This is a genomic window from Nocardioides segetis (assembly GCF_051390595.1).
Taxonomy (GTDB): domain Bacteria; phylum Actinomycetota; class Actinomycetes; order Propionibacteriales; family Nocardioidaceae; genus Nocardioides.
This window is the reverse complement of record NZ_JBNINR010000005.1, coordinates 61,667-82,739: the sequence shown is the minus strand read 5'-3', so window position 1 is coordinate 82,739 and position 21,073 is coordinate 61,667. Positions and strand designations below refer to the sequence as shown.

Here is a 21,073-nt window from a genome sequence, read left to right as displayed (position 1 = left end):
CATGGAACGACGTCTGGCGGTGGTGACCGGAGGCAGCCGCGGGATCGGCGCGGCGACGGCTCGGATGCTGGCCGGGACCGGGTGGGACGTGCTGATCACCTACCACGCCGACGCCGACGCGGCTGATGCCGTCGTCGCCGACTGCCGGACGGCCGGAGCGTGGGCCGACGCCGTCCCGCTCGACGTGAGCGACGAGACCGCCGTCGAGAGCGTGTTCTCCGCACTGCCGGCGCAGGCCGGCCCGCTGCGGGGGCTGGTCAACAACGCCGGCATCGTCGCCCCGACCACCACCGTCGCCGAGCTCAGCGCCGATCGGGTGCGGCGCGTCCTCGAGGTCAACGTGCTCGGTCTCCTGCTCTGCTCGCGGGAGGCGGTCCGGCGGATGGCGACCGATCGCGGGGGAGCCGGCGGCGCGATCGTCAACGTCTCCTCCCGCGCCGCCGTGCTCGGCGCGGCGGGGGAGTACGTCGACTACGCCGCCTCGAAGGCGGCCGTCGACGCGGTCACCCGGGGCCTGGCCGCCGAGACCGCCGGCCAGGGGATCCGGGTCAACAGCGTGCGGCCCGGGCTGATCGAGACCGAGATCCACGCCCGCAACGGCGAGCCCGGCCGTCTGGCCCGGTTGGCGCCGGCGGTGCCGATGGGCCGGCCCGGCACGCCCCGGGAGGCCGCCGCGGCCATCTGCTGGCTGCTCGACGACGCGTCGTCCTACACGACGGGCACGATGCTGGACGTCTCAGGCGGCCGCTGACGCTCCACCAGAACGCGGACGTGTCGGTGGGGCGGGTGGGGCGCTCGGACGTGCCGATGTCCCCGCAGGTGTGCTCCTGCGGGGTCTGGGGCGGGCTGGCTACCGGTCGGGCGGGTCGGCGGTCCGGTCGGTCCTGACCGGGTGGGTGCCGCGGTGGTCGACGCGGAACCGGTGGCCGTTCGGGCTGGTCCACACGTACGTCGCTGGTGTCGGGGTGTCGTAGCGCCAGGTCGAGTGGGTCTTCGCGCGATGGTGCCGGCGGCACAGCGGCACGAGGTTGCACGGACAGGTGGCTCCGCCGTCGGCGTGGGGTCGGGCATGGTCGACGTCGCAGGCTCGGGCGGGGCGGGTGCAGTGGGGGAACCGGCAGGTGTGGTCGCGCAGGATCACGCGGGTGCGGTGGCGGTCGGGGATCTCGTAGGCCCCGACCGGGACATGGTCGGCCAGGTCGATCACCGGGCGGACGATGATGGTGGTGTGCCGGGCGCGGAGCCATTCGCGGATCTGGGCCGAGGTGATCGGGCACCGGCCCTCCTCCCACCGACCCACCCGATTCCGGTCGTTTGCGGGGGTGAGGGTGGTGTTGGTGATGTGGACGTTGAGCACGACCTTGCGGCCCGGGACCGTGTCGACGACGTCTCCGGTGTCGGGGTCGGGGATCAACAGGTCGAGGGCGAGGTCGTGGCGGGCGAGCTCGGCGGCGGCCTTGGACCGCCGCACATCCAGAGACGACTCGTCACCCAGCTTGGCGAGGGTCTCGGCACGGCGCGCGTCCGCTTGGTTGAGGTCGTGCCCGTCGGCGGCGTCCATCAGGGCGTCGAGGTGGACCAGGCCGTGCTCGTCGACCTCACCGACGTCGAACCGGCGACCATCCGCCGCGGTCTGCCGCTCAGCCTCAGCCTTCTCCGGATCGAACCGCAGCACCGCCTCGGTGACGAGTCGTTCGAGCTGGGCCCACCCGACACCGGTGGCGTCCCACAGCTGCCGGTCCACGAACGCCGCCGCCTCGGCGGAGAGGGGTCGGGTGAGGTCGGCGATCCGTTCGGCCCGCCACGGCGCCAACCGCCCCGCCACCACCGCGGCATACACCTTCGGGAGGCGCCAGGCGCACTCGATGACCCGCCCGACATACGCCCGCCCACCATCCGGCGACCGGCCGAGGACCGCGATGAGCTCCATCAACGCGAACTCCGACACCAACGGTGCACCCGCACCGGCGATCGGGACCCCGGTGTCGAGGTAGCCCTCCGTGATCGTCGCACCCCCCTCGGGACCGGCGATGACGTGGTTGCTCGCCCAGGCGGTGATGTCCTCCCATTCCTCGACGAGCAGTGCCTCGCGGGACCGGATCCGCTCACCCACACGCGACAGCAGGACTGCTGTCGACGGGGCGCGGGTTCCGAGATCCATGACCGGATCCTCCCACCGGGCCACGACACAACCCGAGCGTCGCAAACCCGCCTGTGCACAAGGGAAACCCACTCGCCGAGCACCGAAAAACAGAGGTCTCGACCAGTGGGAGATGAGCCGGTGACACCCACGGCAGGTCAACGACCCACACCGACCTGCCGCACGTGTCACCGGCCTAGGCCAGACCCCCCGACCGTCGCCAAAACCGCAGCCGGCAACCCAACCCAGCCACGCTGCCGACCCTCCTCGTCGCTGCCTTTCGGAACGAAACCACGCACCCGACCGCAACCCACGGACAATCCCCCGAGCACACTGGCCCCCTGACCGGCGGTCACCGCCTCCGCGATCTCCTCGCCGCCGTCCTGGACGAGGACGGCCCGACCTGACAGTCATGGCGGACCGGGCGCTCGCGTCGCGGGCAACCGGCGGCGCGGAGGGCGAGTCCTAACCCACCGGCGCGACGCGCACCTCCGTGCCGAGCACCCGGCCCGCGGCGTCGAGGAACGTCAAGGTGACCTCGGCCGCGCCGCTCGCCTCCGGGAGGGCGCTGCCGTAGCCGAGAGAGTCGGCGCGCACCGGCAGGGTGCGATCGACGCCGACGCCCTGCACCCGCACACGGACCGTGCCGGGGTACGGCGAGATCCCGTAGACGAGCGGCTCGGAGTCCTTGAAGAAGCCGCCGAGCTGAGCGGGCGAGGTGAGCTCCTGCGGTGGCACGTCGTCGCCGGCCCAGATCACCCCGCCACAGCCGTACTCGAGCTCCTTCCTCGTCGGCGTGCCGGTGCCGTCCCAGGCACCGTCGCTCATCGCGAAGCAGACCTTCCCGGTCGAGGAGGTCGCCACCCAGAAGGCGAACACGCCGTGGCCGGTGTCGAACCGGGCGACCAGTGCGGGCTCGTGAAGCTCGCCGAGCCCGTTGCCGGTCGTGTTCGGCTGGCGGGCGAAGTCCTCGATCGCGCTGGAGACCACCTCGGTCGGTCCGCCGATCGCGACCGCCGTGGCGGCGCCGATGGTCGAGAACGCGAGCCCGAGGCCGATCGCGGTACGACGCCGGGCGCGCCGGCGGCGTACCCGTGCCGCGTGGGCGACCGCTGTCCGGTCCTCGGCGAGGATCCGGGCAAGGGTGACCTCGGACCACTCCGGGTCGAGGGGGAGGGGAGTGGGGGCGAGAGCGGAGAGGGGGTCGGTCATCGAAGGCCACCTTCGGTCACGGGTCGGTTGGGGAGGGCGGTGCGCGGCTCCGCCGGGACGGTCAGGTCGCGCAGGGCGCCGCGGGCACGGTGCGTCCGCACCCGGAAGGTGCCGGGGCGGACCCCGAGGACGGCGGCCGCCTGGTCCGGTGTCAGGCCGTCCCACGCGACGAGCAGCAGGGCCTCGCGCTGCTCGTCGGGCAGTCCGGCGAGCGCCTCGAGCGCGGCCATCCGGTCGGTCGCGACGAGCCCGGCGTCCTCGGCCGGGCGCGCCGCGGCGTCGAGCAGCCGCAGCCGGTCGTGCAAGGCCGTCCGCCGGCGCGCGGCACGCCGGCTGTTGCCGATGACCTTGCGGGCCGCTGCGATCAGCCAGGCGATCGGCGGTCGCGGCACGTCGTCCCAGCGACGCCAGGCCTGCACGAAGGTCTCAGCGACGACGTCCTGTACGTCGTCGGGCGGGACGTGGCGGCGCACGTACGCCGCGACGCGCGGCCCGTCGCGGCGCCACGCCTCGCTGAACTCGGCGTCCTCGGAGGTGCTCATGTCCTCGTAGTGTCCGGCTCCTCCCGGGTGTTACCGACCGCCTGCGACCCACCGCGGAGGTGTCGCTCCTGGGCGTCCGCCTCGCGATGTGGTCCCGATGATCCTCCACCCGACACAGCGGGCTTCGTCCCGCATCCGGCGCGCGGCGACCCGGCCTCGCGGCTCCCGACCGGAGACGACCCGGGCCCGGCCGCTCCGTAGACTGAGGCGGTGCGGCGCGCTCTCCTCCTGACGGCGGCGCTGCTGGCGACGGTCCTCGGCGCGGCCGCGTGGCTCGGCGCCGACCGCGGCGGTGCGGACCCCGACGTGCATCCGGAGGCCGACGATCTCGTCCTCGGCTGGCGCCAGGTCGACGGCGTACCGTGGCCCGAGATGCCGAGCCTGGTCCCGGTGGACTCCTCCACCGAGGACCTCCCCGGCGCGCACGGCACCGTGCTGGTCAACTTCTGGGCGTCCACCTGCGGTCCCTGCCGCGACGAGATGCCGATGCTCGAGCGCCTCGCCGCCACCGGCCGGATCCCGGTCGTGGGAATCTCCCGCGACCTGGACGACGGCGCCGCCCGCGCCGCCCTCGAGGAGTTCGGGGTGACCTATCCGAACTTCCGCGACCACGACAGCCGTCTGGCCGAAGCACTCGCCGACGTCGTCCCGTTCAACGGGGTCCCGTCGTCGGTGCTCGTGGTCGACGGCCGGATCCGGTGGGCCCACCTCGGCGACTTCGACAGCTATGCGGAGCTGTCGCGCGATGTCGAGGCGCGTGCCGCCGACGGCGCGGCGCCCGCGTCGTAGAGTCCGCCCCATGGAGCTGCTCGCCGCCGGCGTCTATCGTCGGACCCGGGCCGAGCGGGACGATCAGCGGCTCTCCTGGTCGCGGCCGGACCGCGCGTTCTTCGCCTCGGGGGCGTGTCACATCCTGGCCTGGACCTGTCGTGAGCTCCATCCGGACCGGCCGATCGGTCTCGCTGCCCTGCGCACCGAAGCCGACGACCAGGTGTTCCACGTCTTCGCCACCTGGTCCGACTGGGCGTTCGACCACAGCGGGTGGCATCCCGCGGGCGACCTGGTCACCGTGAACCAGGAGTTCCTCGGCGAGCCGCTCCTGCGCGTCGACGTCGGCACGGAGCTCGCCACGTTCTGCATCGCGCACCACCACCGGATGCCCGATCAGTACCACGACGATCCGCGGCCCCGCGCGCGGGCCTACGTACGCCGGTTCCCCCCGCCATGGTCGTGACCCGGAGGGCGGGGAGCCGGGCGGCTCTCGGCAGAGAGCTGCCTCGTCATGGCTGAGCCCTACGGACAGGACGGATTCGACGTTCGATTCGACTGGGGCCCGGCCGGCGCGCTGGCCGTCGCGCCCGACGTGGCCGTGGTGGTCGACGTTCTGAGCTTCTCGACCTCGGTGACCGTCGCCGTCGAGCGAGGGATGCGCGTCTTCCCCTATCCCTGGCGCGACGCCGCCGCGGTGGAGTTCGCCGCCACCCACGACGCGGTCCTCGCCGTGGGCCGGCTCGAGGCCGCCGCCGAAGGCACCACTCCTGCACCGTCGCTCTCACCGGCCGGGCTGCTGGCCTGTGAGCCGATCCCGCGACTCGTACTGCCCTCGCCCAACGGCTCGACGATCGCCGCCGCCCTGTCCGCAAGCCGCGCCACGGTCGCGATCGGCTGCCTCCGGAACCGGTCTGCGGCCGCGGCCTGGCTCGCGCCGCTCGCGGCGGCCGGTCGTACGGTCGCCGTGATCGCCGCCGGCGAGCGATGGGACTCCGACGACTCATTGCGGCCCGCGCTGGAGGACCAGCTCGGCGCCGGCGCTGTGCTGTCGGCACTCGTCGGCCTGGGCTGCACGAGCACCTTCAGCCCGGAGGCGCGAGCAGCCGTCGACCTCTTCGACGCGAGCCGTGCCGGCCTGCGCGAGCGGATCCAGCAGTGCGTGGGCGGCCGCGAGCTCACCGGCCGGGGCTTCGGTCTCGATGTCGAGGTGGCGGCTGCTCTCGACGCTTCGACGGTCGTACCTGTTCTCGTCGACGGCGCCTTTGCCTCAGCTGCCACCTGACCGGGACCGACTCGCGCGTCGCTACCTCGACGGTGCAGGTCGGTTCACCAGCGGTGTCCACGGGTCGACGCCCGTCGGGTCCCTGCTCGCCGCTTCGCCAGACATCGCCGATAAGTGACATTATGTCATTCTGCGGAGGTCTGAGCCCGCTCCTCCGCGGCGCACTCGCTTCCCCGGAGACGATGACCCACTCCCTTCGGGAACACCGCCTGCGGCCTGCGGGTGCGGCTCGTCGGCCAGCGCGCTCGGTGGGCGGGGTCGGTCAGCGCATCTCACAGAAGGCGTGCGGTCGACCGTGGTGCCCTCGGAGCACGTCACTTCCGGCCAAGGCGGCGTCTCGCTTGCGTGTCAGCATATGCTGACACGCATGGAGACCTCGATGGAGGACGGCGACGACCGTGGCGTCGTCGCGGAGCTGGCAGCGGTGGCAGAGGCGAAGCGGGAGCTGTCGCGCCGTGAGGAGGTGGCCGTGCGGCGCGCCAGGAACCTGGGCCTGACCTGGGCCGAGATCGGCACGCTGCTCGGCGTCACCCGTCAGACGATGCACCGGAAGTACCGGAAGGTCGGCTAGCCCCGACGGCTCTTCGTCACCGCCCTGGCGACGGCCCCCTCAGCGTTCGCCGACCCGGCCGGCCTCGACGTACAGCTCCCGGTCCGTCGACACCGCGGAACGCATCCGGCGGTCGTGGGTGACCAGGAGGAGGGTGCCCGGGAAGGAGGCGAGCGCCGACTCGAGCTGCTCGATCGCCGGCAGGTCGAGGTGGTTGGTCGGCTCGTCGAGGACGAGGAGGTTCACTCCCCTGGCCTGCAGCAGCGCCAACGCGCCGCGGGTCCGCTCGCCCGGCGACAGCGTCGCCGCGGACCGCAGGACGTGGTCGGCCTTCAGGCCGAACTTCGCCAGCAGCGTGCGCACCGGCTCCGGGGCGAGGTCGGGCACGTGCCGCTGGAAGGCGTCGACCAGCGGCTCGTCGGCCTCGAACAGCCGCCGCGCCTGATCGACCTCGCCGACGACCACGCCCGGCCCCAGGTGCGACTCCCCCGAGGCGAGCTCGGTACGTCCGAGCAGGGCCGCGAGCAGCGTGGACTTGCCGGCGCCGTTCGGGCCGGTGATCGCGACCTTCTCCGCCCAGCCGATCTCCAAGGTCACCGGGCCGAGCGTGAACCCGCCCCGGCGTACGACGGCCTCCCGGAGCGCCGCGGTGACCGCGCCGGAGCGCGGCGCCGCCGCGATCTCCATCCGCAGCTCCCATTCCTTACGGGGCTCGACGACCTCCTCGAGGCGCTCCAGCGCGCGTTCGGACTGACGCACCTTGGCCGCCTGCTTCTCGCTGGACTCGGCGCGGAACCGGCGGACCGACTTGTCGGGCTCCTTGTCGATGCTGCGCCGGGCATTGCGCACGCCCTGGGCCGCCCAACCGCGCTGCGTGGTGATCCGGGCCTGGAGGCCGGCCACGGTGTCGGCGTACTCCGCGTAGGCCTCACGGGCGTGACGACGGGCGATCTCGCGCTCCTGGAGCCAGGCCTCGTACCCGCCGCCGTAGACGTTGATCGCCCGCTGATGGAGGTCCAGCTCGACGATCCGGTTGACGGTGCGGGCGAGGAACTCCCGGTCGTGGCTGACGATGACCGCGGCCGCGCCCAGCTCGGCGACGAAGCGCTCCAGCCGGTCGAGCCCGTCGAGGTCGAGGTCGTTCGTGGGCTCGTCGAGCAGGAACACGTCGTAGCGCGAGAGCAGGAGGCTGGCCAGGCCGGCCCGCGCCGCCTGACCACCCGACAGCGAGGTCATCGGCCGGTCGAGGTCCACCGCGAGACCGACGTCGGCGGCGACCGCCTCCGCGCGCTCGTCCAGGTCCGGCGCGCCCAGCGCGAGCCAGCGCTCCAGCGCCTCGGCGTACTCGTCGTCGGCGCCGGCCTCCCCCGCCTCGAGCCGCGCCGTCGCGGCGTCGAACCGGGCCTGCGCCTCGGCGACACCCGTACGGCGTCCCAGGAACCCCCGCACCGTCTCGCCCGGTCTGCGCTCGGTCTCCTGGGGCAGGTACCCGATCGTCGCCGACGCCGGCGCGATCGTCACCGAGCCGGCCTCGGGCCGCAGCTCGCCGGCCAACGTCCGCAGGAGAGTCGACTTGCCGGCGCCGTTGGGGCCGACCAGGCCGATGACGTCGCCCGGCGCGATCACCAGGTCGAGTCCGGAGAACAGCGCGGTCGCCCCGTGACCGGCCGCCAGCCCGGCGGCCTTCATCGTCGCGCTCACGCGGCCGAGGCTAGCCGCACCGCCTATGGCCGGATCCATCCGCGTCGCAGGCCCTCCTCGACGAGCAGGGAGGTCGCATCCCCCAACGACGTCGACGCGGCGACGACGCCTGCCTCGCGGGCACGCACGGTGGCCTCCGTGGCCCCGGGCAGGCCCCAGGTCCCTCCCCCGGCGAGCCAGTTGAGCAGCATCGGCTCCAGCCGGTCCATCGCCTTGCCGAAGCGTGCCTCGGGCGTGGTGCCCGCCTCGAACTCGTCCCACAAAGCGCGCAGCTCCCCCGCCTGGTCCAACGGCAGCAGTCCGAACAGCCGGTCCGCGGCGGCGGCCTCCCGCTCCTGCTGGTCGTCGGCGGCGCCGGGCACGAACACGGGACTGTCCCCCGCGTAGATCTCCACGAGGTCGTGGATCACCACGAGCTTGACCGCGTGCCCGACGTCGATCGGCTCGTCGGCGTACTCGGCGAGCAGCACCACCATCAGCGCGAGGTGCCAGGAGTGCTCGGCGTCGTTCTCACGACGATCCGCGGCCGCGAGCGGCGAGGCGCGGAGCACGGTCTTGAGCTTGTCGGCCTCCGCGAGGAACCGCAGCTGGGCCGCGAGTCGCTCCGGGATCCCGGCGGGCAGCGGCTGACGGTCGATGATCAGCGCGTCGTCGTCCATGGATCCACCCTGCCACCGCCGGGGCGCCGGCCGGCCCTACAGGGGTACGTCGACGAAGTGCTCGACCACCGGGAACGGCTCGTAGAACCGGTGCAGGAGCTCACGCCAGCGCTGGTAGTCCGCAGAGCCGCGGAAGCCGACGGTGTGGTCCTCCAGCGTGTCCCACTCGACGAGCAGCAGGTAGTGCTGCGGCGTCTCCAGCGAGCGCCGCAGCGCGAGACTGCGGAAGCCGGGCATCGCCGCGATGATCGGGCGCGCCTCGGCGAACGCCGACTCGAAGGCCTCCTCCTCGCCGGGTACGACGGGCAGGACGGCGTGCTCGAGGATCATGGGACGAGTCTCTCAGCAACCGCCAGGCCGGAACGACGCCGGGCGCTCAGGTCCGCTGCGTACGATGCGCCCCATGCGCTCTCGCCTGCTCGCCGGTGTCCCGGCCCTCCTGCTGCTCGCCACCCTGTCCGCCTGCGGCGACGACTCGACCGCCGAGGACCCCGAGACGGGAGACTCGACGACGCCGTCGGCCGACACCACGACGGCCGGCTCGGACGGCGCCCCGGCGGCCGGCGGTCAGTGCGACTGGCAGGAGGACGGCGAGCCCGCCCGCGAGGTCGAGCTGCCGGACGCCTCGGCGCAGTTCTCCGGTGACGTCCCGGCCGTGCTCAAGACGTCCATCGGCGACCTGGCCGTCACGCTCGACGCGGCCAAGGCGCCCTGCACGGTCACGTCCTTCGCCTCGCTCGCGGAGCAGGGCTACTACGACGACACCTCCTGCCACCGCCAGGGCAACGACCCGGGCTTCGAGTTCCTCCAGTGCGGCGACCCGTACTTCGACCCGAAGGCGACCGACGCCGACCCGAAGACGGGCACGAGTGGGCCCGGCTACACGATCCCCGACGAGGTGGACGGCACCGAGACCTACCCCGCCGGCACCCTGGCCATGGCCAACACCGGGCAGCCGCACAGCGGCGGCGGCCAGTTCTTCATCGTCTTCGGCGACTCGCAGTTCCCGCCCGACTACACCGTCTGGGGGCACCTCGACGAGGCGTCGGTGAAGACGCTCAAGGAGGCGACCGCCAGCGGCAACGACGGCTACTGGGCCCAGAGCGGCGGCGGGCGCCCGAACACGCCCGTCACCTTCCAGAGCATCGAGATCGGCTGACGCAGCCGGTCAGCGGCCGGTCAGCAGCCCGTCAGCAGCCGGTCAGCGCGACCGAGCGGTCCCACAGGGCCCGCGCCAGGAGCTGGTCGTCGGCCTTCCGCGACATCCGCGCCGGCGCGGGCCACCCCCACAGCTCGGTGCGCCCGTGCGGGCCGATGTAGGTGCCGCCGGGCACGTCCATCGTGGCCGCGTAGACGGTGCACAGGGCGCCGCGCCAGGCCGGCATGCCGACGAGGCGCTGGCCGTAGTGGCCGATCGCCGTGACGACCGGGTGGCCCGATCCGCTGGTGATGCCGGTCGCCGACGCGCCGGGGTGGGCGGCGACGGCGCGCAGCGGCATCCGCTCGGCCCGGAACCGCCGGTCGAGCTCGCGCATGAACAGCAGGTCGGCGAGCTTGGAGTCGCCGTACGCCTGGAACGGCCGGTAGCGGCGCCGCTTCCAGCCCAGGTCGTCGAGGTCGAGACGGCCGGAGCGATGTTCACGGGAGCTGACCACGACCACCCGGTCGGTGAGGAGCGGCAGGAGCGCCTGCGTCAGCAGGAAGTGGCCGAGGTAGTTGGTCGCGAAGTGCATCTCGACGCCCTCCGCCGTCAGGGCGTACGGCACGCCCAGCACGCCCGCGTTGTTGATCAGGACGTCGACCGGGCGACCCTCAGCCTCGAGTCCCGCCGCGAACGACCGGACCGAGGCCAGGTCGCTGACGTCGACCTGGCGGATCTCGACGCGGCCGCGGTCGTGGCCGGGGACGCTGCGCGCGGCCTCCTCCGCCTTCGCGACGCTGCGGCAGGCCATCACGATGTCGGCGCCGCGGGAGCCGAGGATGCGTGCGGTCTCCAGACCGAGGCCGCCGTTGGAGCCGGTGATGACGAACCGCCGGCCCTGCTGGGGCGGCACCTGGGTCCACGGACGCATGGCCCGAACCCTCCCACATCCGCTCCGGGCCGGAGTGCGTTCTAGGCTGACCGGATGAGCCTCACCCGCGCCGAAGCCGAGCACCGGGCGAGCGTGCTCGCCGTGACGTCGTACGACGTCGAGCTGGATCTGTCGCAGAGCGAGGAGACGTTCCACTCGCTGACCGCGATCCGGTTCCGGAGCGAGCGCGCGACCACCTTCGTCGACGTGAAGCCGCGGGCACTGCACGCGGTCCGGCTGGACGGGCAGGACCTCGACGTGGCGCTGCTCGCCGACGGCCGGATCCCGCTGGACCTCGCCGCGGGCGATCACGAGCTCCTGGTCGAGGCGACGATGGGCTTCCGCAACGACGGCGAGGGGCTGCACCGCTCGGTCGACCCGGCCGACGGCAGGGCCTACGTCTACGGCATGTCGTTCATGGACGCCGCCCCGTCGGTCTTCGCGTGCTTCGACCAGCCCGACCTCAAGGCGTCGTACGCGATGGGGGTGACCGCGCCCGCCGACTGGCTCGTGGTCGGCAACGCGCCCGCCGTCGAGGACGGGTCCGACGGGGCCACGCGGCGGTGGCTGCTCGGGCCGACGCCGCCGCTCGCGACCTACTTCGTCACTCTCGTCGCCGGCCCGTACCACCTGGTCCGCGCCGAGCACGACGGCATCCCGCTGGGCCTGAGCTCGCGGCAGAGCCTCGCCGCGACGCTCGACCGGGAGGCGGAGGAGCTGCTCACCCTGACCCGGCAGTCGTTCGACGAGCTGCACCGGCTCTTCGGGATCCGCTACCCGTTCGGCGACTACCACCAGGCGTTCGTGCCCGAGTTCAACGCCGGCGCGATGGAGAACCCGGGCTGCGTGACGATCCGCGACCCCCTGCTCTTCGAGGGCAGCACCACGCGCGCCGACAAGAGCTTCCGAGCCGCGCTGATCGCCCACGAGATGGCCCACCAGTGGTTCGGGAACCTCGTCACGCCGACCTGGTGGGACGACCTGTGGCTCAACGAGTCCTTCGCCGAGTACCTGGGCTATCGCGTGATCGCCGAGGCCACCGAGTACGCCGACGCGTGGCTCCACCAGTCCTACGCCCGTCGCACGTGGGGCATCACCGCCGACCAGCGGCCGACGACCCACCCGGTGGCCGGGAACGCGGCCCCCGACGCGCTCTCGGCGCTGCAGAACTTCGACGGCATCTCCTACGCACGCGGGTCGAACGTGCTGCGCCAGCTCGCCCACCGGCTGGGCGACGACGCCTTCCTCGGCGGTGTCCGCGAGCACTTCGAGCTCCACCGCTTCGGCAACGCGACCATGCACGACCTCTTCGCGAGCTGGGAGCGGGCCGCCGGCGGGACCTCCCTGGACGGCTTCGTGAAGGACTGGCTGCTGACGCCCGGCGCGGACCGGCTGGAGCTCGACCGCGCCGCCGGCGTGGTCCGACGCTCGTCCCCCGCGGACCACCCCGCCGACCGGCGCCACGAGATCGACGTCGCGGTCCACGGGCCCGACGGCTGGACCTCGCGGTCCCTCGTCGTCGACGCGGCGGCGACGCCCCTCGACCTCGGGGACTCCCCCGCCCTGCTCGACGCCACCGAGACCACCTGGGCCGTGAGCCCGCCGGACGCCGTGACGATGGCCGCGCTGCCCGCCCTCGCGCCGTCGATGACCGACCCGCAGCTGCGCGCGAGCATGTGGAACAGCGTCCGGCTCGGCCTGTTCGAGGGCGTCCTGACACCCGCCCAGGTCGGCGACCTCCTGGCGACCGCGCCGCCCGTCGAGGACACCGCCGACGGCGTCCGCAACCTGCTGCCATGGGTGCTCGACACCGTGCTGCCCATCGCCCCGGCCGGCACGACCGAGCGGTTCCACGCGGCCGTCAGCGACGCGGCACACCGTGCCGCCCCCGGCTCCGAGGTCCAGCTCTCGGCGTTCCGGGCCACCGTCTTGTCCAGCGCCGACGCCGACGCGCTCGAGCGCTGGGCCGCGGGCGAGGACCTGCCCGAGGGCATCCTGGGCGACAGCGACCTGCGCTGGAAGGCGCGCCGCCGCCTGGCCGAGCTGGGGGCCACCGACCGGTCCGCGCTGGACGCCGCCCTCGATGCCGAGCGCACCGGCGCCACGACGGTCCACCATGCCCGCGCGGTGTCGTCGCTCCCGACGGCCGCGGCCAAGGAGTTCGCCTGGGTGCGCGCCACCGGCGAGGTCTCGGTGCCCAACTACGAGGTCAAGGCGGCCGGCATCGGGATGTGGCAGGCCGCGCAGCTCGATGTGACCGCCCCGTTCGCCGCCGTCTACTTCGACCGGCTCGACACGATCATCGGCGCCCACCAGGGCTGGGTGCAGGGCGACGTGGTCGAGGCGTTCTTCCCGATCACCCACCTGGACGACGCGACGGAGGCCGCCGCGGCGACCGCGCTGGAGCGCGACCTCCCCGGCGCCGTACGCCGTCGGCTGGCCGACCGCCTCGACGAGCTGCGTCGGCGGCGGGCTGTGCTGTGACCGGGGTCCGGGCCCGTCGGCCGGGTCCCACCACCCGGCTGCGGGTCGAGGAGCACCGCGAGGACGACGTACGGCGGCACGAGGACCGCGTCATGACCGAGGAGCCCCTGGAGATCCGGCTCGCCTGGCCCGGCGTCGCCGCCCGGCGGGTCTGGACGACGCTGCGCACGCCCGGGAACGACTTCGAGCTGGCGGCAGGCTGGGTCCACCACGAGGGCCTCGGGCGGCCGTCCGCCGTCGCCTACTGCACCGACGTGGAGCTGCGCCCGGAGCAGGAGTTCAACGTCGTCACGGTCACCCTCGATGCCGCACCGCCGCGGGTGCCGCGTCAGCTCGACGCGCTGAGCTCCGGCTCCGCCGCCTGCGGGGTGTGCGGATCCGACGAGGTGGACGAGGTGCTCGCCAGGCGCGCGACGGCGCCGTGGTCGGGCCCCCTCCCCTCCCCCGACCTCGTCCGCCGGCTGCCGGGACTGATGCGGCCCCGGCAGGACCTCTTCGAGCGGACCGGCGGCGCCCACGCGGCCGGGCTGTTCACGGCGGACGGATCGCTCCTCGCCGTCCGCGAGGACGTCGGGCGGCACAACGCCGTCGACAAGGTCGTGGGATCGCGCCTCCTCGCCGGCGCGGCCGCGCCTGCCGCGGCGCTGGTGGTCAGCGGCCGCGCCGGCTTCGAGCTCGTCCAGAAGGCGGTCGCCAGCGGCGTCGGCGCCCTCGTCGCGGTCGGCGCGCCGACCGGACTCTCCGTCCGGCTGGCCGAGGCGGGTGGACTGGCGCTCTACGGCTGGACCAAGGACGAGCGGACCGTTCGCTACACCTGAGACAGCCCGGATCGGCGTGCCCCGCGACGTTGTGTCGTGCCCTGCTGTTTGACTGCTCCCATGGCCATCCTCCTCGCCCTCCTCGTCGGTCTCCTGCTCGGTGCAGGGGTCGGCTGGTTGGTGCGCCAGGCCACGCTGCCCCCGGCCGAGGCGGTCGCGCCCGAGGAGGCGCCCGAGGTGGTCGCGGCACGCCACGAGGCGGTCCTCGCCGGCCTGCGCGCCGAGCACGAGGCGGCCCTGGCCGAGCTGCGCCACGAGGTCCAGCGGGCCCAGCTCCAGGGCGAGTCCCGCATCGCCGAGGCGCGCGCCGAGGAGGCCGTCGCCCGCGCGGCCGTGCAGGCGGAGCTCACCGGCGCCCTCGCGACGGTCGAGGAGCTGCGCGACGCGGTCGACGACGCCCGGGCCCGCTACCGGACCCTGGTCGAGCAGCAGCGCCAGGCCCAGCGGGAGCGGGAGCGCGGCGAGACCGGCCAGACCCAGGTGCTCAAGACCCTCACACCCGTCGTCGAGCACCTGCGCGCGATGCAGCGCAAGGTCGACGACCTCGAGAAGGCCCGCGTCCAGCAGCACACCGAGCTCGCCACCCAGATCAAGCACACCCAGCGCTCGGTCGAGGACTCCCGCAAGGCAGCGGACACCCTCGCCTCGGTGCTCAAGAACAACGCCGTGCGCGGCGCCTGGGGCGAGACGCAGCTGCGCACCCTCGTCGAGACCGCCGGCCTGCTCAACCGGGTCGACTTCGAGCTGCAGCACTCCGTCGAGGCCGACTCCGGCAACCGGCGCCCCGACATGGTCATCAACCTGCCCGGTGGCAAGCAGATGGCGATCGACGCCAAGGTGCCCTACAACGCGTTCATGGAGGCGCAGCGCGAGGGCATCGAGCCCGAGACCCGCCAGCGCCTCCTCGAGGACCACGCACGCAAGGTCCGCGGTCACGTCGACACCCTCGCCCGCAAGGGCTACTGGACCGGCCTGACGGTGAGCCCGGAGTTCACCGTCGCCTTCATCCCCAACGAGCAGCTGCTCAACGCCGCGCTCGAGGTGGACCCATCCCTGATGGAGCACGCCTTCGGCAGCGGGATCGTGCTGGCCACGCCCACCAACCTGTGGAGCATGCTCAAGACGGTCGCCTTCACCTGGAAGCAGGAGGCGCTGACCGAGGACGCCCAGGTCCTCTTCGAGCTCGGCCAGGTGCTCTACCGCCGCATCCTCAAGCTGTCCGAGCACGTCGACAAGCTCGGCCGCTCGCTGCAGCGCAGCGTCAAGGACTACAACGCCTTCACCGGGTCGCTGGAGCGCTCCGTCCTGCCGGCGGCGCGCAAGCTCAACGCCGCCGATCCGGTCGCCGCCATCCCCGCCCCCAAGGAGATCGAGGAGACGCCGAAGGCCCTCACCTCCGGCGAGTTCGCCGCCTTGGCCGACCTCGACCGCGACGAGCTCACCTTCGACTTCGACCTCCCGGTCGACGCCGAGATCGTCGACGACGCCCAGGCGGGCTGAGCCGCGGCGGACCGGGCCCCGGCGGACCGGGCCTCGGCGGACCGGGCCGCGGCGGACCGGGCCCCGGCGGACCGGGCCCCGGCGGACTGAGCCCCAGGCGGGCCCGGCAATGCGGTCCCGCCCCTGCCGGGGTGCGGCCGGTGGTGCTCATGACGGGTGGGGCGACGGCGAGCTGTCACTGGTCGCGGATTGGGCACAAACCGCACGGAATTGCCCCGAATTGCTGCGGTTTGGGACCAAACCGCAACGACCATCGCCCCGTCAGACCGCGCCGCGGGGCTCCACCCCGGCCGACAGGTCGACGGTGCGCCGAGTGTTCGCCAGCGAGGTCACCGTGGCGGTGCCCAGCGTGCCGCTGCCGTCGAACACCTCCGCCGTACCGACGGCGATGCCGTCGCTCGCCACATGGTCGGTCGCGCGCAGACCGAGTCGGCTGCTGTCCGGGAGGCGGCACAGCGCGAGGTCGATGTCGGTGTTGATGTGCTCGACGCCGTGGGCGCCCCAGTTGGTCACCATGCTCGTCGCGTCGGCGATCGACGCCACCGCCTGGAACGGCGTGCACTCCTCGCCGGCGACGATGGGGATCGCGGTCTGCCAGGTCTGGTGCTGCCCGGCGTTCTGGTGGTCGGCGAAGTTGTCCGACCAACCCGCGGCACTGGCGAACATCGGGACGTGATGCTCGCCGGGCGCCGGGAGCAGGTCGTCGGGGGGTGGCACCGGCCGCTCCCCCGGCGCCGACCAGATCTCGCCCGCGGCGTTGGCCGACGGAGCCAGGAAGGTCGCGCCGGCCCGGGCGACGACCTCGTCCTCCTGCTCGACGACGGCGTCGACCAGGACGAGGCGCGGGCCCTCGCGCACGATCCGAGTGGAGGCGGTGGTGGTGATCATCCGCGCCGGCCGGAACAGGTCCACGTGGTAGCGCGCGGGCACCAGCCCGGTCCGCCCGAGGTCGGCGACCGCGTGCTCGAGGGCCCGGGCGAGGAGCCCGCTCACGGCCACCCCGTGCATCTGGTCGTCGCGCCACAGGCTCTGCGCGAGCGGCAGCGGGTCGAAGCCGGCGGCGGACTGCTGGAACCAGGCGAACTGGAACGCGTTCTCGTTCACGGCAGCATCATGCCCCGCCGCTCAGGCCGGCGCGGCAGCGCCCCCGGGGATCGGCGCCAGCGGGTCGTAGGGCGTGCGGGTCCACACGAAGGTCGCGCACTCCAGGTGACCGACCGACCCGTCGGGACGTCGGCGTGGGTGCAGCGTCTCGCCACGGTGATAGCCCGCGACGCCCACGAAGGCCGGCCCGTCCGGTCGGAACCGGTCCTCGAGACTGCCGCTGCGCAGGTCGCGGACCTGCAGCTCCCCGTCCACCCACTCGAGGCCGAGAGCGGTGTTGCCCCAGAACCAGACGCCGAGCACCTCGGCCACCTCCGGCGGCACCGGACGGGCGGACGGCCGCCACGGCCTCACCCCGCCGTCGCCGCCTCCGTCGCCGTCGCCGCCCCCGTCGGCGTGGTCCAGGAAGCGGCCGGGCGCCTCCTCGGTGTCCAGGCCGGTGGTGGCGTCGGCCAGGACGGCCACCGCGTCGCGGGTCGCCGGGTCGACGAAGAGGGAGGCCTGGAAGCCGGGCATCGACCCGGTGTGCCCCACCAGGCGACGACCGCCCGTGGAGAGCAGCCGCAGGCCCAGCCCGTACGCCTCCTCCGCTCCGGGCGGGGACGCACGCACGGCCATCTCGGCCAGCGTCGCCGCGCCGAGCACCGCGGGGTGCCCGGTCGCCAGGAAGTCGGCCCAGCGCAGCAGGTCCGCCGTCGTGCTCCACAGCTGACCGGCCGGCGCCATCGCGCCGGTGTCGGTGTGCGGCTCGGCGCTCAGCGTGTGGGCGAAGTGGTCGACGCTGCGGCCGGGAGCGTGATCGGCCGGCGGGTGGTAGCTCGTCGCCGTCATGGCGAGCGGGTCGAGCAGTCGCTCCCGCACGACGTCCCACCACGAGGCGCCGCGCAGCCGGGCGACCGCCTCACCCAGCAGCGCGAAGCCCAGATTGGAGTAGTGGAACCACTCCCCCGCCGCGGCGACCCGGCCGGACCCGTCGTTCGCCGCCGCCAGCTCGGCGAAGGTCCCGCCGTCCACCCGCTCCCACCAGGCGCCCGCGGGCTCGCTCTGCAGCCCACCGGTGTGCGACAGCAGCTCCCGCACCGTGACGGCCGCATACGCCGTGTCGGGCACGATCCGGCCGACCGGGTCGTCGAGGTCGAGTCGTCCCTCGTCGCGCAGCTGCAGCACGAGGACCGCGGTGAGGGTCTTGGTGATCGACCCGATCCGGTACGACGACGCGCTGGTCACCTCCCGATCCGGCAGCACGCTGAGACAGCCCTGCCAGACCGGGGTGCCGCCGCGGGCCACCGCCGCCGAGACCGACGGCAGCCGGCCCTCGGCCTGCAGGCGGGCCAGCGCTTCGTCGTCAGCGGTCACTCGGCGTAGGCGTCGATCGGCGGGCAGGCGCAGACCAGGTTGCGGTCGCCGTACGCCTGGTCGATGCGGGCCACCGGCGGCCAGTACTTGTCGGGCGAGATGCCGGCCGGGAAGACCGCGACCTCGCGGGAGTAGGGCCGGTCCCACTCGCCGACGAGCGCCCGCGCGGTGTGCGGGGCGTGGCGCAGCGGCGACGCCTCGACGTCCCACTCCCCCGCCGCGACGCGGTCGATCTCACCCTTGATGGCGATCATCGCGTCGCAGAACCGGTCCAGCTCGGCGAGGTCCTCGGACTCGGTCGGCTCGACCATCAGCGTGCCGGCGACGGGGAAGGACATGGTCGGCGCGTGGAAGCCGTAGTCGATGAGGCGCTTGGCGACGTCGTCGACCGAGACTCCGGTCGCGGCCGTGATGCCCCGCAGGTCGAGGATGCACTCGTGGGCCACCAGCTCGGACTCGCCGCGGTAGAGCACCGGGAAGTGCTCACCGAGCCGCGCCGCGACGTAGTTGGCCGAGAGCACCGCGACGGCGGTGGCGCGGGTCAGGCCCTCGCCGCCCATCATCCGGATGTAGGCCCAGGAGATCGGCAGGATGCCGGCGGAGCCGAACGGCGCCGCGCTGATCGCTCCGGTGCCCTCGCGCCGGGCGGTGTCGGGGTGCAGCGGGTGCGTGGGGAGGTACGGCGCCAGGTGGGCGCGTACCGCGACCGGGCCGACACCCGGGCCGCCGCCGCCGTGCGGGATGCAGAACGTCTTGTGCAGGTTGAGATGGGAGACGTCGCCGCCGAACCGGCCGGGCGCCGCGTAGCCCAGCAGGGCGTTGAAGTTCGCGCCGTCGATGTAGACCTGGCCGCCGTGCTCGTGGACCAGGTCGCACAGCTCGGTGATGGTCTCCTCGTAGACGCCGTGCGTCGAGGGGTAGGTGACCATGATAGCGGCGAGGGTCTCGGAGTACTGCTCGCACTTGGCGCGCAGGTCGGCGAGGTCCACGGTGCCGTCCTCGGCCGCCTTGACCACGACGACCTTCATGCCCGCCATCACCGCGGAGGCCGGGTTGGTGCCGTGCGCCGACGACGGGATCAGGCACACGTCGCGCTGGGCCTGCCCCTGCGCGCGGTGGTAGTTGCGGATCGCGAGCATGCCGGCGTACTCGCCCTGCGCGCCCGCGTTGGGCTGGATGGAGACCCGGTCGTAGCCGGTGACCTCGGCGAGCCAGCCTTCGAGCTGGTCGATGAGCCGGCGGTAGCCGTCGGCGTCCGCGGCCGGCACGAACGGGTGCAGGTCGGCGAAGCCGGCCAGCGAGATCGGCTCCATCTCGGTGGTCGCGTTGAGCTTCATCGTGCAGGAGCCGAGCGGGATCATGCCGCGGTCCAGCGCGTAGTCACGGTTCGAGAGCCGCGCGAGGTAGCGCAGCATCGAGGTCTCGTTGTGGTGGGTGTTGAACACCGGGTGGGTGAGGAAGTCCGTCGTTCGGCGCAGCGCGGCGGGGAGTCCGGCCAGCGGCTCCACCGCGGCAGGGGTGACGCCGAAGGCGGTGTGCAGCGCCCGCAGCGTGGGCGCGCCGGCGGTCTCGCCGAAGGAGATGCCGACGAGGTCGTCGTCGACCTGGCGCAGGTGGACGCCCTCGGCGCGGGCCGCGGCCACCACCTCGGCGGCGCGGCCCGGCACGCGCACCTGCAGGGTGTCGAAGAAGGTGTCGCCGACGACGTCGAGGCCGGCGTTGCGCAGGGACGCGGCGGCCCGACCGGCCAGCTCATGGATGGTGCCGGCGATCTCCCGCAGGCCCTGCGGGCCGTGGTAGACGGCGTACATGCCGGCGGTGACGGCGAGCAGGACCTGGGCGGTGCAGATGTTGGAGGTCGCCTTGTCGCGGCGGATGTGCTGCTCGCGGGTCTGCAGGGCGAGCCGGTAGGCCGGGCGGCCCTCGGCGTCGACGGAGACGCCGACCAGGCGGCCCGGCAGCTGGCGCTCGAGGCCCTCGCGGACCGCGATGAAGCCGGCGTGCGGACCGCCGTAGAACAGCGGCACGCCGAAACGCTGGGTCGACCCGACGACGACGTCGGCACCGAGCGTGCCAGGCGCCTCGAGCAGGGTCAGCGCGAGCAGGTCGGCGGCCACGACGGCCAGACCGCCGTGCTCGTGGGCGGCGTCGATGACCGGCTTGATGTCGGCGATCCGGCCCGACGCGCCCGGGTACTGGATCAGCACGCCCGCGACGGGACCGGCGGGCAGGCCCTGGGCGAGGTCGGCGACCAGGATCTCGATGCCGAGGCCCTCGCAGCGGGTGCGCACCACGTCGATGGTCTGCGGGAGAGCGTCGGCGTCGATGACGAACGGGCCCGACGCCTTCCGGTTGGACCGGTAGGCCAACGCGACCGCCTCGGCGGCGGCGGTGCCCTCGTCGAGCAGCGACGATCCGGCCGTGGTCAGCCCGGTGAGGTCGGCGACCATGGTCTGGAAGTTGATGAGCGCCTCGAGGCGGCCCTGGGAGATCTCCGGCTGGTACGGCGTGTAGGCGGTGTACCAGCTGGGGTCCTCGAGCACGTTGCGCCGGATCACGGCCGGGGTGATCGTGGCGTGGTAGCCGAGGCCGATCATCGCCTCGCCGGGGGCGTTCGCGCCCGCCAGCGCCCGGAGCTCGGCGGCGGCGGTCTCCTCGTCGACGCCGACGGCCAGGCCGAGCGGGTCCGTGGCCCGGATGGACTTCGGCACCGCCGCGTCCATCAGCGCGTCGAGGGAGGGGTGACCGAGACGGTCGAGCATCGCCTCGATCTGGGCGTCATCGGGTCCGATGTGGCGCCGGACGAAGGGAGCGGAGACGAAGGGTGCGCTCATGTGCAGGGAGGCTTCCTCGGGGTCGGGTCGATGAGATGAATCGAGCCC

General features: G+C 73.5%; 19 protein-coding genes. 9 read left to right on the top strand and 10 right to left on the bottom strand.

What is annotated here, in order from left to right; genetic code table 11:
- The first annotated feature begins 1 nt into the window (after position 1).
- Positions 2 to 751 (top strand): SDR family oxidoreductase, encoded by a 750-nt coding sequence (locus ACPZVR_RS10975; protein WP_436699621.1) that lies wholly within the window; start codon positions 2 to 4, stop codon positions 749 to 751.
- A gap of 99 nt (positions 752 to 850) precedes the next feature.
- Here the strand turns inward: ACPZVR_RS10975 and ACPZVR_RS10970 are convergent, their stop codons facing one another.
- The 3 genes from ACPZVR_RS10970 to ACPZVR_RS10960 all read right to left on the bottom strand — a co-directional run bounded on the left by ACPZVR_RS10970 (position 851) and on the right by ACPZVR_RS10960 (position 3,894).
- The gene (locus tag ACPZVR_RS10970; RefSeq protein WP_436699620.1) at positions 851 to 2,161 is read right to left on the bottom strand and encodes an HNH endonuclease signature motif containing protein; all 1,311 of its coding nucleotides are present in this window, start codon (positions 2,159 to 2,161) and stop codon (positions 851 to 853) included.
- A 444-nt stretch (positions 2,162 to 2,605) separates the two neighbouring features.
- The gene (locus ACPZVR_RS10965; RefSeq protein WP_436699619.1) at positions 2,606 to 3,352 is read right to left on the bottom strand and encodes a hypothetical protein; all 747 of its coding nucleotides are present in this window, start codon (positions 3,350 to 3,352) and stop codon (positions 2,606 to 2,608) included.
- The gene (locus ACPZVR_RS10960) at positions 3,349 to 3,894 is read right to left on the bottom strand and encodes an RNA polymerase sigma factor (RefSeq protein ID WP_436699618.1); all 546 of its coding nucleotides are present in this window, start codon (positions 3,892 to 3,894) and stop codon (positions 3,349 to 3,351) included. The genes ACPZVR_RS10965 and ACPZVR_RS10960 overlap by 4 nt, the downstream gene beginning before the upstream one ends.
- A gap of 210 nt (positions 3,895 to 4,104) precedes the next feature.
- On the opposite strand from ACPZVR_RS10960, the gene ACPZVR_RS10955 reads away from it, so the two are divergent.
- The 4 genes from ACPZVR_RS10955 to ACPZVR_RS10940 all read left to right on the top strand — a co-directional run bounded on the left by ACPZVR_RS10955 (position 4,105) and on the right by ACPZVR_RS10940 (position 6,518).
- Positions 4,105 to 4,683 (top strand): TlpA family protein disulfide reductase, encoded by a 579-nt coding sequence (locus ACPZVR_RS10955; RefSeq protein WP_436699617.1) that lies wholly within the window; start codon positions 4,105 to 4,107, stop codon positions 4,681 to 4,683.
- A 10-nt stretch (positions 4,684 to 4,693) separates the two neighbouring features.
- Positions 4,694 to 5,128, top strand: coding sequence for a hypothetical protein (locus ACPZVR_RS10950; protein ID WP_436699616.1), 435 nt, complete (start codon positions 4,694 to 4,696; stop codon positions 5,126 to 5,128).
- A 48-nt stretch (positions 5,129 to 5,176) separates the two neighbouring features.
- Entirely contained in the window at positions 5,177 to 5,947 is a 771-nt protein-coding gene (locus tag ACPZVR_RS10945; protein ID WP_436699615.1) for a 2-phosphosulfolactate phosphatase, read from the top strand.
- 367 nt (positions 5,948 to 6,314) lie between these two features.
- A complete protein-coding gene (locus ACPZVR_RS10940; protein ID WP_436699614.1) occupies positions 6,315 to 6,518 on the top strand; it encodes an RNA polymerase subunit sigma-70 in 204 nt (67 codons plus the stop codon).
- A gap of 39 nt (positions 6,519 to 6,557) precedes the next feature.
- Here the strand turns inward: ACPZVR_RS10940 and ACPZVR_RS10935 are convergent, their stop codons facing one another.
- The 3 genes from ACPZVR_RS10935 to ACPZVR_RS10925 are packed head-to-tail and all read right to left on the bottom strand — an operon-like array spanning position 6,558 to position 9,187.
- A complete protein-coding gene (locus ACPZVR_RS10935; RefSeq protein ID WP_436699613.1) occupies positions 6,558 to 8,198 on the bottom strand; it encodes an ABC-F family ATP-binding cassette domain-containing protein in 1,641 nt (546 codons plus the stop codon).
- Positions 8,199 to 8,221: 23 nt separating this feature from the next.
- On the bottom strand, positions 8,222 to 8,857 hold the full coding sequence (locus ACPZVR_RS10930; RefSeq protein WP_436699612.1) for an HD domain-containing protein: 636 nt from the start codon (positions 8,855 to 8,857) through the stop codon (positions 8,222 to 8,224).
- A 36-nt stretch (positions 8,858 to 8,893) separates the two neighbouring features.
- Entirely contained in the window at positions 8,894 to 9,187 is a 294-nt protein-coding gene (locus tag ACPZVR_RS10925; protein ID WP_436699611.1) for an antibiotic biosynthesis monooxygenase family protein, read from the bottom strand.
- A 73-nt stretch (positions 9,188 to 9,260) separates the two neighbouring features.
- On the opposite strand from ACPZVR_RS10925, the gene ACPZVR_RS10920 reads away from it, so the two are divergent.
- Positions 9,261 to 10,016, top strand: coding sequence for a peptidylprolyl isomerase (locus ACPZVR_RS10920; protein WP_436699610.1), 756 nt, complete (start codon positions 9,261 to 9,263; stop codon positions 10,014 to 10,016).
- Between the two features lie 31 nt (positions 10,017 to 10,047).
- On the opposite strand, the gene ACPZVR_RS10915 is transcribed toward ACPZVR_RS10920, so the two are convergent.
- Positions 10,048 to 10,929: an SDR family NAD(P)-dependent oxidoreductase gene (locus ACPZVR_RS10915; RefSeq protein WP_436699609.1), complete on the bottom strand. Its 882-nt coding sequence runs from the start codon at positions 10,927 to 10,929 to the stop codon at positions 10,048 to 10,050.
- A 54-nt stretch (positions 10,930 to 10,983) separates the two neighbouring features.
- Between ACPZVR_RS10915 and pepN the strand changes: the two genes are divergently transcribed.
- The 3 genes from pepN to ACPZVR_RS10900 all read left to right on the top strand — a co-directional run bounded on the left by pepN (position 10,984) and on the right by ACPZVR_RS10900 (position 15,731).
- A complete protein-coding gene (gene pepN, locus ACPZVR_RS10910; RefSeq protein WP_436699608.1) occupies positions 10,984 to 13,413 on the top strand; it encodes an aminopeptidase N in 2,430 nt (809 codons plus the stop codon).
- Between the two features lie 92 nt (positions 13,414 to 13,505).
- Positions 13,506 to 14,231: a formate dehydrogenase accessory sulfurtransferase FdhD gene (locus ACPZVR_RS10905; protein WP_436699607.1), complete on the top strand. Its 726-nt coding sequence runs from the start codon at positions 13,506 to 13,508 to the stop codon at positions 14,229 to 14,231.
- Positions 14,232 to 14,291: 60 nt separating this feature from the next.
- Entirely contained in the window at positions 14,292 to 15,731 is a 1,440-nt protein-coding gene (locus tag ACPZVR_RS10900) for a DNA recombination protein RmuC (protein ID WP_436699606.1), read from the top strand.
- Between the two features lie 261 nt (positions 15,732 to 15,992).
- Here the strand turns inward: ACPZVR_RS10900 and ACPZVR_RS10895 are convergent, their stop codons facing one another.
- The 3 genes from ACPZVR_RS10895 to gcvP are packed head-to-tail and all read right to left on the bottom strand — an operon-like array spanning position 15,993 to position 21,025.
- Positions 15,993 to 16,835 (bottom strand): acyl-CoA thioesterase domain-containing protein, encoded by an 843-nt coding sequence (locus tag ACPZVR_RS10895; RefSeq protein ID WP_436699605.1) that lies wholly within the window; start codon positions 16,833 to 16,835, stop codon positions 15,993 to 15,995.
- Positions 16,836 to 16,856: 21 nt separating this feature from the next.
- A complete protein-coding gene (locus tag ACPZVR_RS10890) occupies positions 16,857 to 18,191 on the bottom strand; it encodes a serine hydrolase domain-containing protein (RefSeq protein WP_436699604.1) in 1,335 nt (444 codons plus the stop codon).
- The gene (gene gcvP / locus ACPZVR_RS10885) at positions 18,188 to 21,025 is read right to left on the bottom strand and encodes an aminomethyl-transferring glycine dehydrogenase (RefSeq protein ID WP_436699603.1); all 2,838 of its coding nucleotides are present in this window, start codon (positions 21,023 to 21,025) and stop codon (positions 18,188 to 18,190) included. Before gcvP ends, ACPZVR_RS10890 begins: the two co-directional genes overlap by 4 nt.
- Between the last annotated feature and the right edge of the window lie 48 nt (positions 21,026 to 21,073).

Excerpts from the sequence above, each read along its gene's own strand:
- ACPZVR_RS10970 (WP_436699620.1), bottom strand. The coding sequence starts at position 2,161 with ATGGATCTCGGAACCCGCGCCCCGTCGACAGCAGTCCTGCTGTCGCGT.
- ACPZVR_RS10960 (WP_436699618.1), bottom strand. The coding sequence starts at position 3,894 with ATGAGCACCTCCGAGGACGCCGAGTTCAGCGAGGCGTGGCGCCGCGAC.
- ACPZVR_RS10965 (WP_436699619.1), bottom strand. The coding sequence starts at position 3,352 with ATGACCGACCCCCTCTCCGCTCTCGCCCCCACTCCCCTCCCCCTCGAC.
- pepN (WP_436699608.1), top strand. The coding sequence starts at position 10,984 with ATGAGCCTCACCCGCGCCGAAGCCGAGCACCGGGCGAGCGTGCTCGCC.
- ACPZVR_RS10915 (WP_436699609.1), bottom strand. The coding sequence starts at position 10,929 with ATGCGTCCGTGGACCCAGGTGCCGCCCCAGCAGGGCCGGCGGTTCGTC.
- ACPZVR_RS10940 (WP_436699614.1), top strand. The coding sequence starts at position 6,315 with ATGGAGACCTCGATGGAGGACGGCGACGACCGTGGCGTCGTCGCGGAG.
- ACPZVR_RS10900 (WP_436699606.1), top strand. The coding sequence starts at position 14,292 with ATGGCCATCCTCCTCGCCCTCCTCGTCGGTCTCCTGCTCGGTGCAGGG.
- ACPZVR_RS10925 (WP_436699611.1), bottom strand. The coding sequence starts at position 9,187 with ATGATCCTCGAGCACGCCGTCCTGCCCGTCGTACCCGGCGAGGAGGAG.
- gcvP (WP_436699603.1), bottom strand. The coding sequence starts at position 21,025 with ATGAGCGCACCCTTCGTCTCCGCTCCCTTCGTCCGGCGCCACATCGGA.
- ACPZVR_RS10920 (WP_436699610.1), top strand. The coding sequence starts at position 9,261 with ATGCGCTCTCGCCTGCTCGCCGGTGTCCCGGCCCTCCTGCTGCTCGCC.
- ACPZVR_RS10950 (WP_436699616.1), top strand. The coding sequence starts at position 4,694 with ATGGAGCTGCTCGCCGCCGGCGTCTATCGTCGGACCCGGGCCGAGCGG.
- ACPZVR_RS10945 (WP_436699615.1), top strand. The coding sequence starts at position 5,177 with ATGGCTGAGCCCTACGGACAGGACGGATTCGACGTTCGATTCGACTGG.
- ACPZVR_RS10930 (WP_436699612.1), bottom strand. The coding sequence starts at position 8,857 with ATGGACGACGACGCGCTGATCATCGACCGTCAGCCGCTGCCCGCCGGG.
- ACPZVR_RS10975 (WP_436699621.1), top strand. The coding sequence starts at position 2 with ATGGAACGACGTCTGGCGGTGGTGACCGGAGGCAGCCGCGGGATCGGC.
- ACPZVR_RS10905 (WP_436699607.1), top strand. The coding sequence starts at position 13,506 with ATGACCGAGGAGCCCCTGGAGATCCGGCTCGCCTGGCCCGGCGTCGCC.